We start from the raw sequence: 16,622 nt of genomic DNA, 5'->3' as shown, positions 1-16,622 counted from the left end.
GCCCGCGGGGCCCCGTAGCGGGTACCGTCATGAGATGCGTATGGCGGCGCTTGTGATCGCGCTGGCGGCCATCTGTGCCGGGGTTGTGGCTGGCTGCACCGTGACCACGGGAGGGCAGGCATCGGCGCCGAGCGAGTCGGTGTCGGAGTACCGCACGTACGTCTCACAGTCCATCGAGACGTCGAGGTCCGAGGAGTCCAAGCGTCAGGAGACATCGCGTGCGCAGGCCATGTCCGATGTGTGTGAGACGTTCGCAATGACGTCGAACGCCGCCGTTTCGGCAGGTAATGACCTGATCTCCGTCATGAACGACGAGGGTGGGTACGGATCCAGCGCGGAGGCCAAGGTGGGGCCGGTGATCAATGCGCTCAACACCAGCGCCGGGCAAATCGACTCCATCAAGGCGAAGGCTCAGACGGACGATCTGCGCGATGCGCTGACGCAGTACGTCGAACAGTCCCGAAAACTGGCCGGTGCGTTCGATAATCGGCTCAGCAGTGGCACTCTCAACGCTGTGGTGCGGACCTTCAACGACGCGCGGGAGCGCGCCGGGAAGATCTGCGAACCGCTTCTACAGACAAAAGGCCGATAGTGCCTGACGAGGATTGCCACTGGCATGCGACGATGTGAGCATTCATCCCAAGTGCGCAAGCACGCACCCGTGAATAAGGAGGGGCCGAACGGTGGTCGCGGCGGCTGACGCCTCGAACTATGCCCGCAAGTTGGGTATCCAGCGAGATCAGCTTGTGCAGGAGCTGGGCTGGGATGAGGACACGGATGACGACATCCGGGCTGATATCGAGGACACATGCGGTTCGGAGCTTCTCGACGAGAACTCCGACGATGTGGTCGATGTAGTCCTGTTGTGGTGGCGAGATGACGACGGCGACCTGGTCGACGCGTTGATGGACGCCATCACCCCCTTGGCAGAGGACGGCGTGATCTGGGTGTTGACACCCAAGACCGGCAAGTCGGGCCATGTGCAGCCGTCGGAGATCGCCGAATCGGCGCCGACGGCGGGCCTGGTGCAGACGTCATCGCTGAACCTGGGGGACTGGAGCGCGACGCGTTTGGTGCAGCCCAAGACTTCGCGTGGCGGGCGGCGCTAATGCTGCCTGTTGGCACCGTCGCGCCCGATTTCACCCTGCGCAACCAGAACAACCAGCCCGTCAGCCTGAGCGATTTCCGGGGCAAGAAGGCCGTGCTCCTGGTGTTCTTCCCACTCGCCTTCACCGGCGTGTGCCAGGGCGAACTGGACCATGTGCGCGACCATATCGGCGACTTCGAGAACGACGATGTGCAGATCATCGCCTTGTCGGTGAGTGCGGGCCCGATCCACAAGATCTGGTCGAGCTACAGCGGCTTCACCTTCCCGATCCTGTCCGATTTCTGGCCGCACGGGACCGTCGCCGAGGCGTACGGGGTGCTCAACGAGAAGGCCGGGTATCCGAACCGCGGAACTTTCGTGGTGGATGCCGACGGAATTATCCGATTCGCCGAGATGCTGGACCCCGGGCAAGCCCGTGACCAGGCGGGTTGGGTAGAAGCGTTGGCCGCGCTACATTCGTGAGCTGATTCCCACGTTGGCGACGACGTGGACCGGGCGTGTAGCTCAGTGGTAGAGCTCTGGTTTTACACACCAGCGGTCGGGGGTTCGAAACCCTCCGCGCCCACCGTTTAACCTGCGGAAACGCGACGCTATTTTTCTATACAACACTTTATCCAACAGTTTTTCTGTTTAGGATGCCGTTCCATGGCATCTGTTCGTCCCCCTCGCACCCTCAAAGACGGCACCCAGGTTTGGGATGTGAGCTTCCGTATCGATGCACGCCAGGCGTCCGCCACATGGGAGTCTGAGAGCGCCGCTGAGGCCTTCAAGGTCGCAGTGAACGCCCATGGTGCGAACCGCGCCTGCGAGTTGTACAAGATCGAGTCAAGCCCGCGCGGCCGAGCCGTGGCGGGTATGACCGTCTCCCAGTGGATCAGGCATCATATTGACCACCTCACCGGAGTCGAACCTGGCACGATTGCCAGCTATGAGCGTTATCTGAAAAATGACATCGCCCCGAGTATCGGCAAGTTGCCGCTCACGGCGCTCACGCATGAGGACATCGCCCGTTGGGTTCAGGACCTCGAAGAGGACTTTGCGCCGAAGACTATCGCCAACAAGCACGGCTTCCTGTCCGGCGCGCTCGCGGCTGCAGTACGCGCGAAGAAGATCCCCGCAAACCCCGCCGTGGGCACCCGCCTACCCTCTGGTGAACGCAAGGAAATGGTGTTTCTGACCCGCGAGGAATTCGCCCGTCTGCTAGCCGAGGTACCCGAGCAGTGGCAGCCGCTCGTCGCATTTCTGGTTGCTTCCGGTGCCCGCTGGGCTGAGGTAACCGCGCTCAAGCCGGCAGACGTGGATAAGGCTGCTGGGACGGTGCGGATCGTGCGTGCGTGGAAGAAGGGCAGGGACACCCCTGGGCCGCCGAAGACGAAGAAGTCGCGACGCACGATTAACGTGCCGGCCTCGGTGCTGGAGCAGCTCGACTTCACAGGGGAGTGGCTGTTCACCAAACCGGGCCGGGGTGGGCACTCTAAGGACGGCCCGGTGCGCGGCCAGAGCTTCCGCATCAATGTGTGGAATCCGGCGGTTGCACGCGCGGGACTCGACCCACGGCCCCGGATTCACGACATGCGGCATACCTGCGCGTCGTGGCTCATCCAGGCGGGTGTTCCGCTGCCGGTGATCCAGCAGCACCTGGGTCATGAGTCGATCCAGACGACCGTGGACATCTACGGGCACCTCGATCGGCGCAGCGCGAAAGCGGCAGCAAAGGCGATCGGAAAGGCGCTTAAGCGGGCGGGTTAGTCACTTGCTCAACGGGCGTAGGCGACGGTCCTCGCTGTCGAATGTGGGGCACTCGAACATCCAAATCACTGTTGACACATACGGAGACGTCGATCGGGCCAGTAACAGGGCCGTTGCCGATTTCATGACCAAGACTCTCCGCTGAGACCGGATCGTTACCTTCGTTTCGAGATTCCGGTCGGGTGACAGGGTGTAACGTTTCGTTCACTCCGGGGTGGTTCTGACTTTCAATTCCTTTATTTCGCAAAGGTTTTCGCTGATGCCTGCTGCTCTAATCACGTTTACCCTCATCACCGTCTGTTGGTCTCTATGGATCAGGCGCGTGACGTGGACCCGTCGCATGGAAGTCGCTGCGACCCTCAACATTGCGTTGCAGGGCGTGGCGATTTTTCTTATGTCCCCGTTGGCGTCTCAGACGCTCGGGGTCTGGTTGCACGCGCCGACCGGGTGCTGGAATCTTGAGGATCTGATCGGCCACGATTGCTATGTTGTTGCTGCATCGGCGTTTTGCTATCACATGATTATCCGATTGGATGAGGACCGACTGATCCGCCGGTTCAAGCTGCACGTAGAACTACCCGCGACTCTTTGCCTGCCAATCATGTTGGTGCTGTTCATCATCGGAAACAGCGCCAACGTCTACCACGATGACTTCTTCCGGGTCGTCGCAGACATCTCACTGACCGCATACTGGATCGTTCTCTGCGGAACGCTCATGTACCTACTCGGCTACAGCATCTACTCGCTGATACCGATGTGGCGGGACCGCCCATCCATCCGTGGGTTGTGCAGCTCGTACATGCTGGCCGCCGGTTTCGGTTTGGTCGCGTGTGTGGTTCGTATTGCGACGACGTTGCTTCCGCCCGAAATGCAGGACTCTGCAGCAGCTTCGCTGCCGGTGTGGTTCTTCGCGTGCTCGTGCGGATTGGGTTTCGCTGCGATCTCGGCCCATTCGTGGATGGAGAAGAACCGGCTTACGGGGCGGGTGTATTAGGACTGAACGTGTCGGGGTGGATGGGCGCGCGCTTGGTCGTCTTGGCGGGCCGCGCCTTGGTTTTCGTGCGGCCCTGGGCTTTTGGGCTGACGAAGCCCCCGGTGAATCCGGGGAAGCCTGGTTGCGGCTCGGTGATGCCGAACTCGACGAGCAGATTGAAGTAGCCCTCGTCGCTTAGTTGGTAGTGGGTGGCGATGAGCCTGAGTTCTTCGGCGTTGGGGAAGTCGTCGCTGTTCTTCCGGCCGGGGGTGCGGTTGTCGCCGCGGCGACCACATCGAACGCCGCCTTGAGTAGTTCGAAAAACCCACCGGTCACGTCGTTCTGGATCCGAAGCGCCGCCTTCGTCTTACCCACGTAGTCCACACCGTAGGGCGGGTCTGTCCACACACAATCCGGCTGCACGCCGCCACACAGCGCCCGCACACCATTGAGGTCCGTCGCCGACCCCACCAACAGCCTGTGATCACCCAACGACCACAACTGCCCCGACCGCGACACAGACGACTCCGGTGCCGGCGGAACATCATCCGGATCGGTCAACGGCTCCGGCGAGAACAGATCCCGCTCCATCGCCAACAAATCGTCCAGCCCGTAACCCGTACCGCCCAAGTCCTCGATCGACGACAACAGCTGAAACAGATCCGAAGTGTCGTACTCGCCCAAGTCGGCCAGCCGGTTATCGGCCGCCACGATCGAACGCGCAGTGTCCTCGTCCACATCCACGATCCCGACATCGATCACCTGCCAGCCGAGCGACCGCGCCGCCATCAACGTGTGATTCCCCGCCAACACCTCATTACGCCTACCCGTCTGGCTGCCCCGGTTCACCACGATCGGCCGATACTGACCGTGCTTGGTCAGAGAGACGGCGATCTGACTGACATCGCCCCGGCGCGGGTTGCCTTTGAAGGTGTGCAGGTCATTGACGGCAAACTGCGTGTATTCGGGCACGCGCTGCAGTCTGGCAGGAGACGATGAAATCAGAAGAAAGCCGCGTTATGTCGATTGCGATCGGCGTCGTGCGGTGAAGGTACCGTCGCGGTTGTATCGATGCCGAGCTCCGATGATCGCACTTGCGGTGCGGTTCAACATCTTCGCGGCATCAACGGCACGGACGCTCGGATCGCAGGCGATCGCGATTTCCTCATCCGTCCACCGGGTGCCTCGCCTGGTCGCGGTCGGAATCGTGGTGGCCTGTGATTGCCGAAAGTAGCTGCGGGCGCGGGCGTTGTCCTCACGGGGGTCACGCGTGCGCGCATAAAACTGTCGGCCGAAACCCTGACACGGCTCACACGTACAGCCGTGGAACCGCCACGCCAACAACGTCCCATGAGCATCAGCAGGCACCTGACGGCCATAGCGGCGGCGGGCGTAATACACCGTCCCAACCGAACGATTCAGCCGCTGCGCGACTTCGGCGGTGGGTAGAGAGGCATCCAACAACACCTCGATATCGGCTGGAGTCCAGCGGCGACGCCGACCCGATTCACCGGTGCGGCCGTGTGAATACAGCGCCCGCGCTGAACGCACCGCCCCCACAGTACGACCCAACTGTTTGGCGGCCTCGGACATCGTCAACGACCGATCCAGAGCTACCGCCAGATGGTCATCGGACCAGGGTTCTGGGTTGCGCTCTGCGTCGGGGTTCACCACGCCCTCGGCATACGCAATACGGGCCTGCTCAACCGCGCTCACCGACCGACCTAGGCGTTCGGCGATCTGGCGTGCTGTCAATGACCTATCCCGCAACACTTCTAGATCAACTTCTGACCACCGTCGCATTCCGCGCCGTCCAGCCATAAGGGCGGAACCTTACTTTTGAGTCTCGGTGCATACCGTGAACCGGCGCACGGTGTGGGTGTAGCCACCTGAAGGGCAACCGGATGTGTCGGTTGCACTAGTCAGGATTTTTGTAGCCTTTTCCCGTTTGTCAGCTGATTGATCTGAGCAGGATACCTTCTGCGGGATGGGTGCGACCATGCTGATGCATGTCTGTTCATCCCAGTTATAGTCTAGGCACGCAGTGTATTCGCGCCCTTGGGAGTTCCGATAATAACGGCGGTCGACGTCCTGAACGCATTCATTTGGAGTATTAGCAACCTGCATTATTCGGTAGTTCGCCTTAAGGTTGCTGCAGTCCAACGCATCGAAGGTAGGATTGGCTGGCGTTCCTGCTAGCTGCCCGCAATTTCCCACATCAGCACTCGTGGCATTCGCAGTGCGGACCTCGAAACCTGAAAGTATAGAAAAGAAAGTGCCGCTCTTAGCTTCGGTAGTAGTAGTAGTAGTAGTAGTAGTAGTAGTAGTAGTAGTAGTAGTAGTAGTAGTAGTAGTACACGCCACCATCAGTAATCCGATCACGGCACCACACGCAACCAGTGTGGTCTTGGCGTGCTTTTTTACACCTAATCGCATAATTGTATTCACGCTCTCCAGCTTGTTATGCGGCATTGAGGTCAAGAGATTCTTTAGTGACATCGCAGTCCGGGCCCAGATCGGCCACTGACGAGTGATTCAGCGAGCGAACCCCGGCCACCCAAGCTTCGTCGCGCCACACCGGATCATTCTTGGGGAAGTACCTGAACATCACCTTGCCGGGCTTCGCCGTAGAGAAACAGGCTGCATCCACGGTCCACGAATCGTCCAGATTCATCACTTCCTTGGCGTTCGGATCAGCCGTCCATCCGCCTACTTCAGAAAGAGTGACCTTCAACCTTCCCGAGTTCAGGAGCCGAATGGCATCCCCCCGACTCTGCATGACTAACTGTTCCCGGCGCACAACCCCTGGCTGTGCAGCAAGGTCCCAACGGGCAGTTGGGGTCGAAACAGGCCCCTGGGTGACCTTCCACGCGGGCTGGGCGGGATCTGCGGCAACCGGTTTGATGAGTTCCTCGTTATGCCTAATCCAGCTCGAACGTGCCACGCAGTAGCCAATCAGCGCCACACACAGGCCAGCCGCCAACACGATACTAATAATCACACGTTTACGAATACGAGTATTCACTTGAAATGCTCCTATGGGCATTTTGCCGGGATCTGGTTTCCTGCGGAATCCAGAGCTGGAAGCCATGCCCAAGCCATACCGGTGGCCTGGCGGACCACCGTAGCTACTGGATCGGAAGGGCCGCCGTTCGTAATCTGGTCGCCACCAAGAAGGGAACTGTGGATACTTCTAGTCATCCTAACCACATTCAACGGAGTCTCCGTGTACTGCGGATAGAGCTCATACAGCAATCCTGGCGGTGCATTCAGCGGCAAGTTTTGTGAAACAACATCAGTGACGCCTTTCGCTGTGCTTCCACTGACATTGCCACTGATTGGGCCTAACGAACCGCCACCTTGCGCAGTAATGGTTGTAGTCACGGTATCCTGCACACCCACCTGAGCACTCGGCGCAGCTCCTCCCGGAATTATCGGGCAGGAGTTTATTTGTTGTGGATGATTTGCATGGACGTCCGGACCGTAATTCTGCGACGTAACTGGACCGTTACTCTGCCCACACAACCAGGACTGCGTCGTATCCCAAGAGAACAACCCCTGAGTCGAAGCTGATTCCGCGGCCCCGAGGTATTGGAATCCCTGAGGGCACAAATTGGAATCGTTAGCTTCCCTATTGAAATCATTCTGACCGTCTTTGCTTCTGAATTGCTGGTCGCAACCCTCACATTCGACCACGCCGCCGTCACGACCTGGTTTGATCATCCCCGCCAACACAGCTCCACCGGCACCAACCGTTTTAATTCCCATTTGAGCAAGTTGCATTTGACTACCGGAATTTTGGCATTGCCGCATCATGTCATTATCGTCTTGCTTCTCAGGCTCCTGAGTTTGCGTGGGAGCCTGACTGGGCTGCTGCTGCTGTTGCCCCTGCTGAGGCTGTTGGGCCTGGTTCCCCTGTTGCGGCGCTTGGTAATCGGGATTCGCCTTACCAGGGCCCTGCGTGTACGGTGTCGCCGTCTGATAGTCCGGGATCTGAGTCCCATGAGCGGGCTGTTGCGCTTGCTGGGCCTGCTGTCCAGCCTGCTGACCTGGAGCTTGTTGCCCGGCCTGCGGGGCGCCGCTGTTGTAAATTGAGATCCCGCTATTTTGATCTAAGGGCGGCTGATTATTACCGCCCTGATAATCCGGCATAGAGCTGGGCATTTGCGGAGGCTGAAACTGTGAGCCGTTCATACCGCCATCCATCCCGCCGGTGGGTCCCGGAGGCCCTGTTGGATCTGCGGCTACCGTCGCTATCGCGGAGAAGCCGCTGCCGGGGAGGGCGTGGCCATCGGCGATCTTCGCTCCACCGACAGCCATGGCGATAATCGCCACCGTGGCCGACGCCCGTCGCAAACCCGTCGACATCGTCCAACGATTCTTCTTAACCATGAAAACCGCCGCCCCTTTCAGCTGACGCTGTGCGTGCCTCTGGACAGATCATTACACACACATGGTTGCCATGTCGATAAAACACCAGCTAATGAGTTTGCCATATTAGCCACGACGTACATCACCCCTGGTAGACGCAACGTAAGGGCCCCGGCCAGCTCCACGATCTTTGGAGCAACATCGATCACGTGGCGCCAGGCCTCGCCTGGCGCATGGGATCACGTTCGCCAGATCTCCACGTCCCGACCGCATCACCCGTCAACATCGGCGCCCCCCGGTGTAGAACTGGCCAATGGACGCACGCAAGGCCATTTGTGAGGTCATTGAGAGCATCCCGAACCTGTTCGGCGTGACCCGCCAGGATCACGATCGGCGCTGAAGGCGAAACCGAGACCATCGTCCACACCCAAGCGCAGATCGCAGACCTGATCGCCTGGGCTCGCTTAACACAACCCCAGAACTAGATCTCGGCCGCCCGTGCCCGCACGTTGTAGACGGTGGCCCGCGACACCCCGAACTCGCGCGCTAAATCCGCCGGATGCTCACCCGCCGCGAGCCGCTCCAACACAATCGCCGTCTGTTCATCGGTCAGCGCTGGCTTGCGGCCCTTGTAGACACCCTTGGTTTTCGCGATCTCGATGCCCTCCCGCTGACGTTCCCGGATCATCGACCGTTCGAACTCCGCGACCGCGCCCAGCATTGACAGCAGCAGCGTGGCCATCGGCGAATCCTCGCCCGTGAAAGTCAGGTTCTCCTTGACGAACTGGACCTTCACGCCGCGGTCGCGGCTTGCTACACGTACGACTCAAAGACCAACGCGGATCTGGCATCGAACGGCCACGGCACCCCTATGGCATCAGAGGTAACGTTCGCCCTCCGCAAATCCACCGACTGGCTCGTGCAAAGCATCACCAACGATCACGTAGTGCAGGACTGCCAGAGCAACAAGGCGTGACCCGAAGCGGCGCGCGCCGACCGTTGCGGCCACTTCCCGGGGTCGTTCTCTGCACTCTAGTATCGAACATGTGTTCGATAGATGGGCCGGCAATCCGCGGTTCCCGACGCTCAAGCGGGTCTACCGCCTGGTGTACGTCAACATGCGCCGGGCGCTGCCCGAGAGCGTTGGGGGAGCTGCCCGGGGGTGCAACATCACCGTCCGGGCCGAGGGGTTGCGCATCGAGGAGTGGATGCGCGGGTACCAGATCGCATGGATGCGCACTCACGACGCCCATTGGATCGGCGTGGTGCAGATCGACTTGCTGAGCGACAACGAAATATCGAGCGTGACGATGACCCTCTGGCTGGCGCCGAGCATGTTCCAGGTCGACCGGCCGGACGGTTTCTACGAGAGTCCGTACCGGCGCCGACATCGGTGAGCGCCGTGGTGGGCGTGTTGGATCATCCAACACGCCGATAGGTTCGTGCAGGTCGCATCAGGTTTCAACAGGTCCGTTCCTGGCCACGAAACAAGGTCTGACCTGCATAAATGCTCATGCCGCAAGGGGTTCGAAACCCTCCGCGCCCACCGAAAAGTGCAGGTAGAAGAGCTTTCCGCTCTTCGTGGGCTTTATATTGACCCACGGTTGACCCATTTCTGGCTGTCCATGGTCTCTATGGAGTCCGTGTAGTCACTCTGGTACCAGGGCAAGTTGGGCGGGGTGGGATTCGGTCCTCACGGTCCGGAGTGAGACGTTCGTGTGTGCTGTCTGGTTCCGAGTAAGCGTGCCAGGTGGCCGGCTTGGCAGCAGAACGGTGGTCCGCCGAGATCGGGCGCCTACCTAGTGTGACTTCGAATGCCATCCTTGGGTTGGGTGATAAGCCACCGCGGGTGCACATCACCGGAAAACAAGCGCCGGCCGCCGGTTGAATTGGTGGCGACGGTCAGAGCCGAGGGCGGTAGGCGCGCCGTGGTTAACCATGCGTCAGGACGTTTGGTCAGAGCTGTTCCAGTATCGTCAGCACCCGGACTGTCGCGGCGAACCAGTGATGTGGCGCCTCGATGCTTTCTCGAGAACCCAGGGCATTGCCGAATCGGCGCAGCACCGAGGCTGTTTGATGGAATCCAGTACTTGCGAGTTCATCTGCGCAGGAATGTATCTGTCGCTGCATGCCGGCGCGGCAGTGGTCCAGCCCGGTGTGCGCGGCCTGCGACAGCAGTGACTGCGCTGCCAACACCGGGCGGTGTAGCGGATCGGCGGGGGTCTCGCGGTGCTCCGGTAGCGCTCCGGTCTTGCCCGGCGCGAAATCGAATACGGACACCGCGGCACCCAGCAAGACCGCCAGCGGTTCTACGATCAGGCACCCGCGTGCGCGTCGCATGATCCCGCTGAGAAGTGCCGGTTGGGCTTGGTCGCCGATCGCGTTCAAGGCGTGGTGCAGGGCATCGAGCGCTCCCGGTGCCACCGAGCGATATTCGTCGGCAATGAGTGCCCGGCCGTCGTGAGTGTCGGCAACCTCGGCCACCAAGCGCTGATCGCCGGGGGAGTAGGACATGGACACCACCCGGTGCACCGCGAACACCCTGACGAACTCGGCCTCGACCCGCGGCCTGATGAATCGCGGTGGTTGTGAGGTGATTTCGCGTTCCGCGAGGGAAAAGCTGTGGTGGACCAGATGATCGGGCAGCGATTCCCAGGCCCGGCCCAGCTGGAGGACAGATGTCTTGGCGACGGCGGAGCGGGTGAGTTCCAGTGCGCGATTGGCCTGCCGCACCGCGGATTCGGTCACCACCGAAGAACTGGCGAGTCGTTCAAGAGTGGTGCCCGCGATGCGCCGCCGTCCGACCACCTCCCCGGCGAAGCCCGGATCGTCGTCGACGGGCCAGCTGCGGTGTATGACCATCGGGATCGAGTCGCCGACCAGATAGACCGCTGCCGATACCGCGTCGTCGATCCGGGTGAGACGCGCGCCGAGAGCGGTGAGACGGGTCAGGCGGACCCGGGTGGACGCCTTTTCGCCGGTGCCCAGGATCTGTGCCCGGGTCAGGCGTGGGCCGCTGGATGCCAGACTGCGCGCATGCACCTCGGCCAACAGCTCGGCCACCCGCAGATCGGAGAACGCGGCGTGGCGGGTGCGATACGCGCCTAATTGGGTACGCAGGTCTTGCAGTGTGTCGGCAAGCCATCGAATGTTGTCGCGGTCGAGGTCTGCCGCGGTTCGATCGAGCTTCCCCGACAGCACGTCGGTGACGTTGACGGTTCCGGAGCGCAACAGTTCTATGGCGAGATCGCGGGTTTTCGTGGTGGGCTTCTCGTCCCGCTCGGCGGTCGACGCGACCTCGATCTCTACTCGTGTTGCGCCGCGATCGGTCGCGTCCGCGAGTCGGAACGCCCACACCGCCAGGACAACGGTTACCGCGGACGCCTGCTTGTCCGCATCGGTGAGAGCGAAGTCGAGGTGTTCAGGAACCATGAAACGAACTGTGCTGGAGGGCAATTCCACCGTGGGCGGTTGGCCCCGTCGAACCGTTGCCGGATAGCCGGCGGCGCGGCGGCGCTCGGCGGCCTTCATGGTGGCCGCACCGAACGCCGTGGCCAGTTCGGCGTCGGTGAACATCGCGGGCGACCAGTCGGAGGCCGCCGTGGCACCTTCTGTGTCCTGAGCGACCCGTTGGTATCCGAGTACCAGGCCGATGCGGTGCCGGCACAGTGTGGTTGCCCCGCAGGTGCAGTCGGCCTGCGTGACGGCTCGGTCTGCTGCCAGTGTCGAGACGTTTCCGTCCTGCCAGCGGGCGGTGACGGTGCCGTCAGGTGCCTGTGATATTTCCGGCGGCGTCTCCGAATCCAGCTCGCGCTGAGCGCGTTTCACTAGGCCTCTGTTCGTTAGCCCGATGAGCGCCGCCTCGGTGATGATGTCCAGGTCTGGACGGCACGGTTTTTCAGCCATGCGCGGCCAGGCATTCGGCGAGGAAATTGACCAGATGCCCGGGTGTGAGGGCGCCAACCTCGACGCCGAAGGAGGCCAGCAGCTGGCCGACCGCGCGGTCATAAGACGGCTCGGCGTTCTCATCGAGCGCGGCCAGTGCAAACACCTTGCTGCCCTGCTCGACCAGGGCACGGAGTTGGCCGGTGAAGTTTCGCGGGTCACCACCCTCGAACAGGTCGCTGATGAGCACGAAGATGGTGCGCTGCGGGTTTTCGATAAGCCCCGCACCGTAGGTCACCGCCTTGGCGATATCGGTGCCGCCGCCCAGCTGCACCTTCATCAGCAGCTCCACGGGGTCGGTGAGGTCCCTGGTGAGGTCGACGATCGAGGTGTCGAAGGCGACGAGATGAGTCTTCACTCCGGGCAGGTTCCACAGGCAGCTCGCGGTTACCGCGGAATGGATGACAGATCCGAGCATCGAACCGGACTGATCGACCAGCATGATGATCTGCCACTTCTCGAGATGGCGCCGACTGCGAGAAGTGAACAGCGGCCGTTCGATCACGATTCGCCGCTGCTCGGTGTCGTAGTGACGCAGGTTGCGTCGGATGGTGGCATGCACATCCAGATCCCGTGAGCTGCCGCGAATGCTACGCCGGCGCAATCGCGGACCCGAAAATGCCTCCCGCACTTCGACGGACAGCTTGTCGATGAGATCCTGCACGACGGCCGCTACGAGCCTGCGGGCCATGTCGAGCACGTCCTGGTTCATCAGATGCTTCGTCCGCAGCACGGCGCGCAGCAGGGTCTGGTTGGGGCGGGCGCGGGCAAGCACGTCGGGATTGGTCACGATCTCTTGGATCTGATAGCGCTCCAGGGCGTCTCGTTCCAGACGCTCGACCGTGTCGCGGGGAAAGAGCCGGTGCACCTCGTTGATCCACTCGACGGTGCCGACGAGCGACTCTCCGTCGCCTCCGGCGCGTTCACCCGAGGGCCGGGTGCCGCGCGCCGCCAGCTCGTCGTCGCGTCCGTATAGCCACGACAGCGCGGCATCCTGGCCAGCCATATCGCCGGTGAGCCGGGCGCAGTTGTCACCCGGCTCACCCAGGATCAGGCGCCAGCGTTGCAGCACAAGCTCGTTCGGGTCTTCCGGCTGGCTCACGGGTTCAGCCCCGCCTCCGACAGCAGGCTTTCGACGCGCTCCTCGATCGTCGCGGCATAGGCCAGCAGAGCGGGATCGGACTCGGTGCGTACGAATGCCCGGCCCGCGGCCGTCCGGCCACGCGCCACCAGTATCCGGTCGGCGATGCGGGTGCGCTCGCGCGGCGGAAAGTATTCGAAGGCTTGGCGCACGGCCGGTAGGGCTGAAAGGAAATCACGTTCGGTCATGTCCTCGACGATGTGATCGACGGCGGTGAGTACGTCGAATCCCGAGCCGTCCTGAGTGTGCAGAACCTGTTCTCGCGCAAGACCGAACACACCGATGAGAAAGTCCCCGAGGGTTTCGGGCATGCTCATGGCTCGCACCATGTCCACCGGATCGACGGCAGCTTCGTCGTCCAGCCGCCAACGGGCGCCCAGAGCCGCACCGCGCAGATCGGGTGGCGCCTTCGGGTCTCGGCCGATGCGTTCCATGGTGCCCAGGAAGGCAGGTCTATCGAGGGCGGCCGTCTCACCGGCGTGCGTCAGTGCGTCGCAGACGGCCGACAGGGCGGCGACTTCACTGCGATCGGCGTCGCGCGTACGGGCGCGGGCCGACTCGGCGAGCCATTCGATCCGGCGCACCGCCGCCGCGATCAGCGGAGGAAACCGATCGTGCTGGCGGACCTGGTAGATCCAGTCGTGGCGCCACAAGGCCAGCAGTGCGGACAGGAAGGTGCCGAGCCCGCCCAGGTCGTAACTGTCGGCGATGGCCTGGGCGGCAGGTGGAACGAGCTCGCCGAGCACCTCGTCGCTGCCGCAGAGCACGGCATCGAACAGCGCCGGACCGAGCGTGGCCGGTGTCGTGCCGCCATCGGCCACCGATTCGCGCAACACATGTGCCACAGCAGCGCCGAGGGTGGCGCCGTGGGCGCCGGCCTCCAGAAGTTTGGGAAGTTGGGTCTCTCGCACCTGCAATTCCCAGCGTTCCGTGGTCGCCGGATCGGTGCCGACGGTGGGCCCCGAGCTGCGCTCAAACCCCGGGATGCCGAGCACCCGAAGACGATTCAGGATGCGGCTGCGGTCCAGGTCGGCCTCGACGGTCAGGTTCAGCCGGACGTCACGAGGCGGCGTCAGATCGTGTTCGGCGAGCAGTCGCTCGACATCGGGTATCAGCGGCGGCAACGGGGTGTCGGGATGAAGCTCGCCGTGAGCGGTGCCGGTGAGGGCCGCGAGCATTTCCAGGACGGCGGGATGGGTTCCGGTCTGCAGCACGCCGCGGGCGGCCCACGGCAGCGGAGACGGTAAGTCCTCCGTGATGAGGGCGACCGCCAGCCCGTCGAGAATGTCGGTGCGGGCGCGCACGGAATGTCCGCGCAGCCGGGCCAGCCCCTCGGAGAGGGACTGGGCCGCAATCAGATCCGCGGTAGAGACTGGGACGTGACGTTCACGCAGCCGGCCGGCGACATCCGCGATGAGCCGCTGGCCGGCCGTCTCGGCGCCGTCGTGCCACACGTGGTGGTAGTAACCCGGCGAGGGCATACCCGACTGATAGCCGGAGAACGCATCGAGGCGCCGGTAGGAGTAGGGGATGAGGTAGTTGCCGACGCGATGGCCCGCCGGGGGCGCGGGCACCGCGGGCCATTGCGTCAGATCATCGCGTTCGGCGGTGAGCGAGATGAGCGCCGGTCGATGAAACCCTCCGGTCACCACCACGATGGGGCGTCCACCGGCGAAGTACTGTGCGGCGCAAATCCACTGGGCCATGTACTCCTCGCGGGCCGCATCTGAGTCCCCAGCCCGCGCGTCCCCGCGCAGGGTGTCGAAGTATCGGGCCAGGGTGTGGTGCTCGGCTCCGGGTACCTCGACGAGGTGATCCCACAGCACGTCGTTGTTGTCCATTCCGAACTCCGCACACAGCCGGGAGGTGACGGCAACATGCCGGGCATCGGCATCGGAGTAGCGGTTGGTTCTTTCCTCGAAGGCGTGATGCCAGGCCGGAAGGTCGATGAACCGGAACTCGGCGCCGACCGCCTTGGCCGCGGTCAGTGCCACCCATTCCGGGGAGTAGTCGCAAAATGGCGCCCAGATCATCCGGTGGGCGTCGGGACCGGTAAGGAAGCTGAACAGGGCGATAGGCAATCGGTGTCCCAGCAGCAGTTCGTCGATTCGATCGTTGAAGTCGGCGCTGCCTTCGACGAGAACGTAAGCCGGAGAGACGTTGTGGATCACGTCGCTTACCAGCCGGGCACATGCCGGGCTGTGGTGGCGGACCCCGATGAAGTGGACGGTCAATCGGCGCTCAGTAAGTGTCGGGCCTGATAGAAGTCCTTCCAGACCTTTCCGTTTCGCCGGGCGGCGTGGTGGTCGATGTAGGTGCGCACCTTGGTCAGGTCGTCGGCGTTGTCCTTGACGGCGGTGCCGGAGATGGCCTCCACGATATCGGCGGCCGACCCGGCCTCGTGGCGCAGGAACCAGCCCCGGATACCGACGGCATGCGCCACTGACACGGCCTCGGCGGTGCTCATCACCGAGCTGAGCGATTCGATGGGGGTGCCGTCAGCGGTTCGACCCGTTCGCAATTCGCGGAATATCGTTACCAGGACCTCCAGGACGTCGGGGCTCTGAGCGATCGTGACGCCGGACTCCGCGAGCATCCGGGCGGACTCGGCGGTGACCAGGGCCAGCTCGGTCTCCATATCCCTGATCGGAAACACCGTCTCGAAGTTGAAGCGCCGCTTGAGCGCGGCACTCATCTCATTGACACCGCGATCGCGGGTGTTCGCGGTGGCGATCACGTTGAAGCCGGCCCGTGCGAAAACCAGACCATCGGAGCCGTGCAGTTCCGGGATGGCCAACACGCGCTCGGAAAGTACCGAGAGCAGACTGTCCTGAACTTCCAAGGGGCAGCGCGTGATTTCCTCGAAGCGCACCACCTTGCCGGTGCGCATGGCCGACAGCAGCGGGGCCGGTACCACCGACTCCGGGCTGGGCCCCTGCGCCAGCAGCATCGCGTAGTTCCACGAGTACTTGATCTGGTCCTCGGTGGTGGCGGCGCCGCCCTGGATGACCAAGGTGGACTCGCCGCTGACGGCGGCCGCGATCAGTTCGGACAGCCAGGATTTCGCGGTTCCCGGATCGCCCACCAACATGAGACCGCGGTTGGTGGCCAGGGTAACCAGCGCTCGATCGATCAGGGAGGGATCGCCGACGAATTTGCGTTCGATACCGAGCGTGCGGTCGCCGAGAATGAAGGCTCTGGCCGTTCGCATGCTCAGCGCCCAGCCGGGCGGCCGGTCGTCGGGGTCATTGTCGCGCAGCCGCCGCAGTTCCTCGGCGTACCGGATCTCGGCCGGCGGCCTCTGCAGGTCGCTTGTCACAGTCGTCCTCTCGCGT

15 protein-coding genes, 1 tRNA gene and 2 pseudogenes are annotated in these 16,622 nt (G+C 62.6%); 8 read left to right on the top strand and 10 right to left on the bottom strand.

What is annotated here, in order from left to right; translation table 11 throughout:
- Positions 1 to 34 precede the first annotated feature (34 nt).
- The 7 genes from B4393_RS17110 to B4393_RS27525 all read left to right on the top strand — a co-directional run bounded on the left by B4393_RS17110 (position 35) and on the right by B4393_RS27525 (position 4,029).
- Complete coding sequence (locus B4393_RS17110; protein ID WP_078335075.1) at positions 35 to 592, top strand: hypothetical protein; 558 nt, start codon at positions 35 to 37, stop codon at positions 590 to 592.
- A gap of 91 nt (positions 593 to 683) precedes the next feature.
- Positions 684 to 1,109 (top strand): DUF3052 domain-containing protein, encoded by a 426-nt coding sequence (locus B4393_RS17105; RefSeq protein ID WP_070935232.1) that lies wholly within the window; start codon positions 684 to 686, stop codon positions 1,107 to 1,109.
- Positions 1,109 to 1,570 (top strand): peroxiredoxin, encoded by a 462-nt coding sequence (locus B4393_RS17100; protein WP_078335074.1) that lies wholly within the window; start codon positions 1,109 to 1,111, stop codon positions 1,568 to 1,570. The genes B4393_RS17105 and B4393_RS17100 overlap by 1 nt, the downstream gene beginning before the upstream one ends.
- Positions 1,571 to 1,601: 31 nt before the next feature.
- Positions 1,602 to 1,673 (top strand) — tRNA-Val (locus B4393_RS17095).
- Positions 1,674 to 1,753: 80 nt separating this feature from the next.
- The gene (locus B4393_RS17090; protein WP_078335073.1) at positions 1,754 to 2,857 is read left to right on the top strand and encodes a tyrosine-type recombinase/integrase; all 1,104 of its coding nucleotides are present in this window, start codon (positions 1,754 to 1,756) and stop codon (positions 2,855 to 2,857) included.
- Between the two features lie 259 nt (positions 2,858 to 3,116).
- Positions 3,117 to 3,851, top strand: coding sequence for a hypothetical protein (locus B4393_RS17085; protein WP_191988862.1), 735 nt, complete (start codon positions 3,117 to 3,119; stop codon positions 3,849 to 3,851).
- A 16-nt stretch (positions 3,852 to 3,867) separates the two neighbouring features.
- On the top strand, positions 3,868 to 4,029 hold the full coding sequence (locus B4393_RS27525; RefSeq protein WP_157901284.1) for a hypothetical protein: 162 nt from the start codon (positions 3,868 to 3,870) through the stop codon (positions 4,027 to 4,029).
- On the opposite strand, the gene B4393_RS17075 is transcribed toward B4393_RS27525, so the two are convergent.
- The 6 genes and pseudogenes from B4393_RS17075 to B4393_RS17055 form a co-directional block, all read right to left on the bottom strand.
- Entirely contained in the window at positions 4,026 to 4,802 is a 777-nt protein-coding gene (locus B4393_RS17075; RefSeq protein WP_236743181.1) for a ParB N-terminal domain-containing protein, read from the bottom strand. The two genes, B4393_RS27525 and B4393_RS17075, sit on opposite strands and share 4 nt — an antisense overlap.
- 45 nt (positions 4,803 to 4,847) lie before the next feature.
- Complete coding sequence (locus B4393_RS17070; protein ID WP_078335071.1) at positions 4,848 to 5,546, bottom strand: hypothetical protein; 699 nt, start codon at positions 5,544 to 5,546, stop codon at positions 4,848 to 4,850.
- Positions 5,547 to 5,663: 117 nt separating this feature from the next.
- Positions 5,664 to 6,047, bottom strand: coding sequence for an LppU/SCO3897 family protein (locus B4393_RS28510; protein WP_419179157.1), 384 nt, complete (start codon positions 6,045 to 6,047; stop codon positions 5,664 to 5,666).
- 244 nt (positions 6,048 to 6,291) lie between these two features.
- Positions 6,292 to 6,855 carry a hypothetical protein gene (locus B4393_RS27520; protein ID WP_133052584.1) on the bottom strand — a complete coding sequence of 188 codons (564 nt, stop codon included), beginning with the start codon at positions 6,853 to 6,855 and terminating at the stop codon, positions 6,292 to 6,294.
- Between the two features lie 800 nt (positions 6,856 to 7,655).
- Positions 7,656 to 8,222: pseudogene (locus B4393_RS17060) on the bottom strand (hypothetical protein); the annotation flags it as partial.
- A 460-nt stretch (positions 8,223 to 8,682) separates the two neighbouring features.
- A pseudogene (locus B4393_RS17055) lies at positions 8,683 to 9,003 on the bottom strand (recombinase family protein); the annotation flags it as partial.
- 244 nt (positions 9,004 to 9,247) lie between these two features.
- On the opposite strand from B4393_RS17055, the gene B4393_RS17050 reads away from it, so the two are divergent.
- A complete protein-coding gene (locus B4393_RS17050) occupies positions 9,248 to 9,598 on the top strand; it encodes a hypothetical protein (RefSeq protein WP_078335069.1) in 351 nt (116 codons plus the stop codon).
- Positions 9,599 to 10,157: 559 nt separating this feature from the next.
- Here the strand turns inward: B4393_RS17050 and B4393_RS17045 are convergent.
- The 4 genes from B4393_RS17045 to B4393_RS17030 are packed head-to-tail and all read right to left on the bottom strand — an operon-like array spanning position 10,158 to position 16,606.
- On the bottom strand, positions 10,158 to 12,107 hold the full coding sequence (locus B4393_RS17045) for a hypothetical protein (protein ID WP_078335068.1): 1,950 nt from the start codon (positions 12,105 to 12,107) through the stop codon (positions 10,158 to 10,160).
- Entirely contained in the window at positions 12,100 to 13,248 is a 1,149-nt protein-coding gene (locus B4393_RS17040) for a VWA domain-containing protein (RefSeq protein WP_078335067.1), read from the bottom strand. Before B4393_RS17040 ends, B4393_RS17045 begins: the two co-directional genes overlap by 8 nt.
- Positions 13,245 to 15,521, bottom strand: coding sequence for a DUF5682 family protein (locus B4393_RS17035; RefSeq protein ID WP_078335066.1), 2,277 nt, complete (start codon positions 15,519 to 15,521; stop codon positions 13,245 to 13,247). The genes B4393_RS17040 and B4393_RS17035 overlap by 4 nt, the downstream gene beginning before the upstream one ends.
- Positions 15,518 to 16,606 carry an ATP-binding protein gene (locus tag B4393_RS17030; protein WP_078335065.1) on the bottom strand — a complete coding sequence of 363 codons (1,089 nt, stop codon included), beginning with the start codon at positions 16,604 to 16,606 and terminating at the stop codon, positions 15,518 to 15,520. Before B4393_RS17030 ends, B4393_RS17035 begins: the two co-directional genes overlap by 4 nt.
- Between the last annotated feature and the right edge of the window lie 16 nt (positions 16,607 to 16,622).

Origin of the sequence: Mycobacteroides franklinii, from assembly GCF_002013895.1 — a bacterium.
Taxonomy (GTDB): Bacteria; Actinomycetota; Actinomycetes; order Mycobacteriales; family Mycobacteriaceae; genus Mycobacterium; species Mycobacterium franklinii.
This window is presented reverse-complemented; position numbering and strand designations above follow the sequence as displayed.

Excerpts from the sequence above, each read along its gene's own strand:
- B4393_RS17100 (WP_078335074.1), top strand. The coding sequence starts at position 1,109 with ATGCTGCCTGTTGGCACCGTCGCGCCCGATTTCACCCTGCGCAACCAG.
- B4393_RS17110 (WP_078335075.1), top strand. The coding sequence starts at position 35 with ATGCGTATGGCGGCGCTTGTGATCGCGCTGGCGGCCATCTGTGCCGGG.
- B4393_RS17085 (WP_191988862.1), top strand. The coding sequence starts at position 3,117 with ATGCCTGCTGCTCTAATCACGTTTACCCTCATCACCGTCTGTTGGTCT.
- B4393_RS17090 (WP_078335073.1), top strand. The coding sequence starts at position 1,754 with ATGGCATCTGTTCGTCCCCCTCGCACCCTCAAAGACGGCACCCAGGTT.
- B4393_RS17045 (WP_078335068.1), bottom strand. The coding sequence starts at position 12,107 with ATGGCTGAAAAACCGTGCCGTCCAGACCTGGACATCATCACCGAGGCG.